The 5671-nt window shown below is 76.4% G+C and carries 5 protein-coding genes; 2 read left to right on the top strand and 3 right to left on the bottom strand.

Features of this window, described 5'->3' with window-relative positions; genetic code table 11:
• A partial coding sequence (locus OOT08_RS12710) for a hypothetical protein (protein ID WP_325093111.1) occupies positions 1 to 1260 on the top strand: 1260 nt, incomplete at its 5' end.
• A 164-nt stretch (positions 1261 to 1424) separates the two neighbouring features.
• Positions 1425 to 1916 carry a hypothetical protein gene (locus OOT08_RS12705; RefSeq protein WP_325093110.1) on the top strand — a complete coding sequence of 164 codons (492 nt, stop codon included), beginning with the start codon at positions 1425 to 1427 and terminating at the stop codon, positions 1914 to 1916.
• Here OOT08_RS12705 and OOT08_RS12700 read toward each other — a convergent pair.
• Genes OOT08_RS12700 through OOT08_RS12690 form a run of 3 tightly spaced genes read right to left on the bottom strand, consistent with a single transcriptional unit; the run spans position 1913 to position 5619 of the window.
• Positions 1913 to 2668, bottom strand: a complete 756-nt coding sequence (locus OOT08_RS12700) for a glucosamine-6-phosphate deaminase (protein ID WP_325093109.1) — start codon at positions 2666 to 2668, stop codon at positions 1913 to 1915. The genes OOT08_RS12705 and OOT08_RS12700 overlap by 4 nt on opposite strands.
• 54 nt (positions 2669 to 2722) lie before the next feature.
• Positions 2723 to 4180 (bottom strand): serine hydrolase domain-containing protein, encoded by a 1458-nt coding sequence (locus OOT08_RS12695; protein ID WP_325093108.1) that lies wholly within the window; start codon positions 4178 to 4180, stop codon positions 2723 to 2725.
• Entirely contained in the window at positions 4177 to 5619 is a 1443-nt protein-coding gene (locus OOT08_RS12690) for a xylulokinase (RefSeq protein WP_325093107.1), read from the bottom strand. The genes OOT08_RS12695 and OOT08_RS12690 overlap by 4 nt, the downstream gene beginning before the upstream one ends.
• Between the last annotated feature and the right edge of the window lie 52 nt (positions 5620 to 5671).

Below are 5671 nucleotides of genomic sequence, written 5' to 3'. Positions count from 1 at the left end.
GAGGGCTCCTTCCTCCCCGGCTGGCTCCGGGTACTCCTCGGGATCGTGTGGACCCTGGCGATCATCGGCCTCGCGATCTGGCTGCTGGTGACGATCCTGAACCGGCAGAAGCGCCCCCGCAGCGGCCCGGCCGCCCCCGGTGGCCCCGGCGCTCCGGGTGGCCCCGGCGCTCCGGGAGCCCCGAACTCCGGCGCCCCGCACCGCGGCGCGCCCCAGGCCACGTGGGCCCCGGCCCCCAACGCCGGGCCCGCTCCGGCTCCCACGCCCACGTGGGCACCGGCACCGGACGCGACGACCGCACCCCCGGTGCTCCCGGGGAGCAGCGCCGCGCCCACGGTGGCGCTCCCGGAGGACAGCCGAGCGGCGTCCTTCGCCCAGACCGCGCCGCTGGGCGGCCCTGCGGCGGAGCCCCGACCGACCGCGCAGGGGCCGCACCGCTGGGACGAGCAGGTCTCCGCCGGGACCGCCCGCTTCACCGAGCAGGTCTCCGCCGGGGCCGCGCAGTTCGGGGAGCAGGCCTCCGAGGCGGCGCACCGGCTCGGCAAGGAGGCGAGTGACTGGTCCGCGCAGATCGCCGAGAAGCACCAGCGCCGCACCCTGGATGCCGGGCACACCGTCATCACGCTCGGCCTCGGGCTGATCCTCGGCGCGCTGGCCGCCCTCTGTGTGGCCACCATCGGCTACCCGGAGCACGCCCTCGTCGGTGGGATCACGGTCGCCCTCGGCATCCTCGGGCTCTCGATCATCATCGCCGGGATCCGGGGCCGTACCTCGGGCTGGCTCGGCTTCGCCTCCGTCGTCGCGATCGGCACGCTCCTGGTGACGACGGTGTTCCCCGCGGGCACCCAGTTCTCCCTTGTCGGGGCGCGCACCGTCTTCACGGTGGAGCGCACGCTCGCGGAGCACCCGAACCAGGCGGTCATCGTCGGCAACGCGCGAATGGATCTGCGCGAGCTGGATCGTCCCGGCGCCGAGCTCGGCGGGGAATACACCCTCTGGCTGGGCGCGGGCAACGGCACGGTCGCCCTCCCCGAGCGAGTCCCGGTCGAGGTGCGCGTGCACGGCCTCGCGGGTCGAATCGGCACCGAGCTGAACGACGAAGACCGCACCATCGGCGGCCCCTTCATCACGCACACCGCTTCCAGCACCCCCGGCCGGGGTGCCACCCTGCCGACCACCGTCGTGAACGTGTGGTTCCTCGGCGGGAACGTCGACCTGGTCCAGGGCGACGACGACCTATTCGACCTGGAGGACTTCTGATCATGACCAGCGACCACCCCACCCCGCAGCACCCGGAGTTCCCGGTGACCCCAGCGGGCGCACCGGCTGCACCGGCCACACCGCCCACGGAACCCGCGAGCGCGCAGCCGGCCGACGCCACGCAGCCAGCCGATGCCACACAGCCAGCCGACGCCACACAGCCCGTGGACCCAGCACTGCTGCCCCCGAACGCTGCGCAGCCGACCACGGTGTTCCCGCGTCTGGACGACCCCGTCCTCCCGGTCGCGCCCACCACGGTGATCCCCGAGTGGGCCGAGCAGGGCGGTGCCCCAGCGCGTCACCCCGGCGAGCGCGCCCAGCCCGGGGAGCAGCCCGCGACGTGGGAGCAGCCCGCGGCTTGGGAGCAGCCCGCGGCGGCCGGCGTCGCCCCGCCGCCCCGCGCGGGCACCGCCGCGCCCGCCGGCCCCGCGCGGGACCCCTGGGCCACGCCGACGAACGAGCCCCGCCGCCCGCTCACCGGCACGATTATCTGGGGCTGCCTGATCCTCGCGTTCTGCGGCTTCATCGCCCAGCGGGTGCTTGCCCCGGGCACGATCCAGCCCGCGGTCTGGGTCACCGCGGTCGTGCTGTTCCTCGGGGTCGCCCTCGTGGGCGCGGGCATCGCCGCGATTGTGCGGCAGACCCGCAGCCGCTAGTCCCGGGCGGCCCCGCCCCCGGGGCCGCCGAGCTGGCTCGCCGCCGCCTCGTCTAAGAACCAGTGCACGTTCGGGTGCTCGCGCAGGATGCTCGCGGGCACCGCTGCGGTGACCGGGCCCTCAAGCGCGGCCGCGACCGCCTCGGCCTTCTCCGGGCCGATCGCGATCACGAGCAGCTCGCGGGCTTCGAGAATCGTGCCGAGGCCCTGCGTCACGCTGCGCGTGGGGACCCGGCTCACCTCGCCGCCGAAGAAGCGGGCGTTATCGGCCACCGTGCGCTCCGCGAGCGCGACGACGCGCGTGCGCGATCGGGCATCGGCTCCGGGCTCGTTAAAACCGAGGTGCCCGTTGCCGCCGACGCCGAGCACCTGCGCCGCGATCCCGCCCGCCGCCCGGATCGCGGCCTCGAAATCGGCCGCCTCGCGCTCCGGGTCACCCACGCCGGAGGGCACCCGGACCCGCTCGGGGTCCAGCCCGACCGGCTCGGTCACCGTGCGGTGGATCGTCGTGTGATAGCTCTGCTCGTCCTCGGGATCGAGGCCCAGGTACTCGTCCAGGGCGAAGCCGCGCACGGCGGACACGTCGATCCCCGCCTCGCGGACCCGACGCGCCCAGGCCGCGTAGGCGGTCAGCGGCGAGGACCCGGTCGCCAGGCCGATGGCCGCGCTGGGGTTCGCGTCGATAATGCGCAGCAGGCGGTCTGCGACCGCCTCGCCCAGCGCCTCGGTGCTCTCAAATACGGTGATGGGCATGCGGTGTTGCCTTTCTCGAAGGGGCGCGTGCGGTGCCGGGAGGCGGCTGCGCGGTCAGGGTCGGGGATCGGCCACTCGGGCGTACCGGCAGCCGTCGCGGTCCGCGCCTGCCGCGCGGCCGTCGATGATCGGGCCGAAGCGGATTCGCTCGGGGAGCCACGGCTCGGCGCCGATCCGGTAGCCGCCGTCCGGGAGCCGCACGAGCGGGGTGTCCTCCCCGGGGGCCTCGACACCGCCGGGCGCGCGCAGGACGGGCTGCCCCGCGACAACGAGCACCCGGAAAACGGGGAACCAGGGCGAGTAGGAGCGGTAGCTGCCGACGATGGCCCGGAGTTCTTCGTCCCGCGGCTCCTCTCCCGCGGGGCGGGTCTCGGCCGGGCACCAGGACGCCGGGGTGGTCTCGCCAACGGGCTCGGCCGGGCTCGGCCCCGCGCCGGAGCCGAGCACGCCGAGCGCCCGAGCGTGCAGGTCCCGGGCGAAGAGTTCGGCCACGGGCTGCTCCCCCGGGGCGCTCAGCTGCACGGCGACGCCGATCCCGGCGGCCTCGTCGGCGAGCAGGAACGCGCCGTAGCCCACCATGCCGCCGCCGTGGCTGAGCACGCGCCCGTGCGGGGCGGGCTCCACGTTCACGCCGAGGCCGTAGCGGTCGCCCACGATCGCGATTCGACGCCCGCGGTCGAGGATGCCCTCCCCGCCCGGGGCGAGGCGGCTCCACAGCCGCTCGCGCACGCCGACGCCGAGCCGGGCGGCGGCCAGCTCCGGGGAGGCGAGCGTTTCCGCGAGAATGGCGAAATCCTCGATGGTGCAGGCGACGTGCCCGTCCGCGCCGGCCGGTTCCAGCCAGGTCGCCTCGGCAAGCGGCTCCCCCGGCTGCCAGGGCACGTCGTCGCGGAGGGGGACGGTGCCCGGGCAGAGCCGGGGCCGCTCCGCGCCCGCGACGGCGGCGAGCGCGCCCGTCATGCCGAGCGGCGCCGTGACGGTGCGTTCGGTGAGCGCGGCGAGGCTCGCCCCGCCGGCCCGGGCGAGGACGAGCCCGAGCACCACGTAGCCGAGGTTCGAGTAGTGGAAGCGTTCGCCGGGGGCGCTGCCGGCCGCGGTGTCCCCGAGGGTGAGCGCCTGGGCCAGCTCTCCCGGCACGGCGTCGTTGCCGCTGATCCAGCCGGTCGTGTGCGTGAGCAGGTGGGCGACGGTGACCGGGGAGCCGCCCGCGGGCAGGCGCAGCCAGGGCAGCCAGCCCTGCACATCGTCGTCCAGGCCGAGGGCCCCCTCGCCGACGAGCACGCTCGTGACGAGCGCGGCGATCGTCTTCGAGACCGAGCCGATCTCGAAGCGGTCCTCCGGCCCGACCGCGCGGTCTCCGCGCGGTCCCGCGGTGCCGAAGCGGTGGCTGAGCCGGGTGCCGTCCGGCAGGGTCACGGCTGCGGCCCCGCCGGAGACGGGTCCGTAGCGCAGCGCCTGCGCGCCGAGATCGCGGAGCGCGTTCGTCAGCCCGGCGTCGCGCGCGGCGGTCACGGGAGCGTCCGAACCGCGTGAAGCGCCGCCTCGTGCGCCGCGGCCCGCGCGACCCAGGCGGCCGCGGTGCCGGGGTCCGGCCGCACGGGGGTTGCCCCGCTGTCGGGCCGGACGGCGGTGATGCCCAGGGCTGCCGCGGCCACGAGGGCGGCCCCGATCGCCGAGTGATCGCGCTCCTCCGGGGCGCTCAGCACCTCGCGGCCGGTGGCGTCCGCGAGGTCTTGGAGGAAGACGGGGGAACCGGCGGAGGAGCCGGTGACCAGGAGTCGGCCGGCCTCGGGCCAGCCCGGGGTGCTGAGCAACGCGCCGACGCAGCGCCGCGATTCCAGCACGAGTCCCGTGAGGAGGCCGCGGGCGAGCTCGGCCGGGGTGCTGGCCAGGGTCAGCCCGAGCACCGAGCCGTTCAGCGCGGGGTCCCAGCGCACGCCCTGTTCCCCCGGGCCGAGGAAGGGCAGCACGAGGGGGGCGTCATCCGGGTCGATCGCCGCGGCCTCGGCGACGAGGGCTGCGGCGTCGGCGCGGCCCGTGAACCCGGCGAGCCAGGCCAGCGCGGAGCCGGTCGCGACGAGGTCGAGCTCCAGGCCCGTGCCGGGCCCGGCGAGCGGGGTGACCAGGGCCAGCCCGCGCTCGGGAATGCCCGCGTCGTGGCTGATCCCGAGGATCACGGTGCTCGTGCCCGCCACGTAGGCGATGTCGCCGGGGGCCTCGGCCCCGAGCCCGAGCGCGCCGAGCACGGAGTCCGCGGCGCCGAGCACGATCGGGAGCCCGGCGGGCAGGCCCAGCACGCGGGCGAAGCCGGGGTCGAGGGGCCGGGCCGTGTCGCTGGGCAGCACCGCGGGCAGGGCGACCCCCTCCGGGAGCGCGCCCCACGCCCCGGCGCTGAGGTCGTAGCCGCCGAAGCCCGCGGCCGTGCTGGGGTCCGTGCACAGCTCCCCGGTGAGCAGCCGAAACAGGTAGTCCTTCGCGCCGACGAGGGTGCGGGTCCGCGCGGCGCGCTCGGGCTCCGCGCGGCGGAGCCGCTCGAACATGGGGAGCAGGTATCGACCGTCCAGGTGCTGGCCGGTCTGGGCGTAGCCGAGGGCGTGCCCGGTCGGTCCGGCGAGCAGTTCCCGGGCCTCCGGCTCGGCCCTGGTGTCCTCCCACACGATCGCCGAGCCGATCGGCTCGCCCTGCGCGTCCAGGCAGACGAGCGTGGGCAGCATCGCGGAGAGGCCGATCCCCGCCCAGCGCTCCGCGGGCACGATCCCGGCGAGTTCGCCGAGCGCCCCGACGATGCCGCTCACCCAGTCGGCCGGGGCCTGCTCGGCGGCGCCCGGCTCGGGGCGGGCCGTCGGGTAGCTCCGGCGCACCCGGCCGAGGACCCGCCCGTCCGCGTCGAGCGCGAGGGCCTTCACGCTCGAGGTACCGAGATCGAGGCCGATCAGGACGGGTGCGGTCATCTGGGATCCTCCGGGGTGCGGCTGCGGTGCCGGGCAGCCGGATACCGGCTGC

Origin of the sequence: Leucobacter sp. M11, assembly GCF_035726885.1 — a bacterium.
GTDB lineage: Bacteria > Actinomycetota > Actinomycetes > Actinomycetales > Microbacteriaceae > JAPFRB01.
Note: the sequence above shows the minus strand (reverse complement) of the source record. Positions and strands in the feature narration are given on the sequence as shown.

Excerpts from the sequence above, each read along its gene's own strand:
- OOT08_RS12700 (WP_325093109.1), bottom strand. The coding sequence starts at position 2,668 with ATGCCCATCACCGTATTTGAGAGCACCGAGGCGCTGGGCGAGGCGGTC.
- OOT08_RS12690 (WP_325093107.1), bottom strand. The coding sequence starts at position 5,619 with ATGACCGCACCCGTCCTGATCGGCCTCGATCTCGGTACCTCGAGCGTG.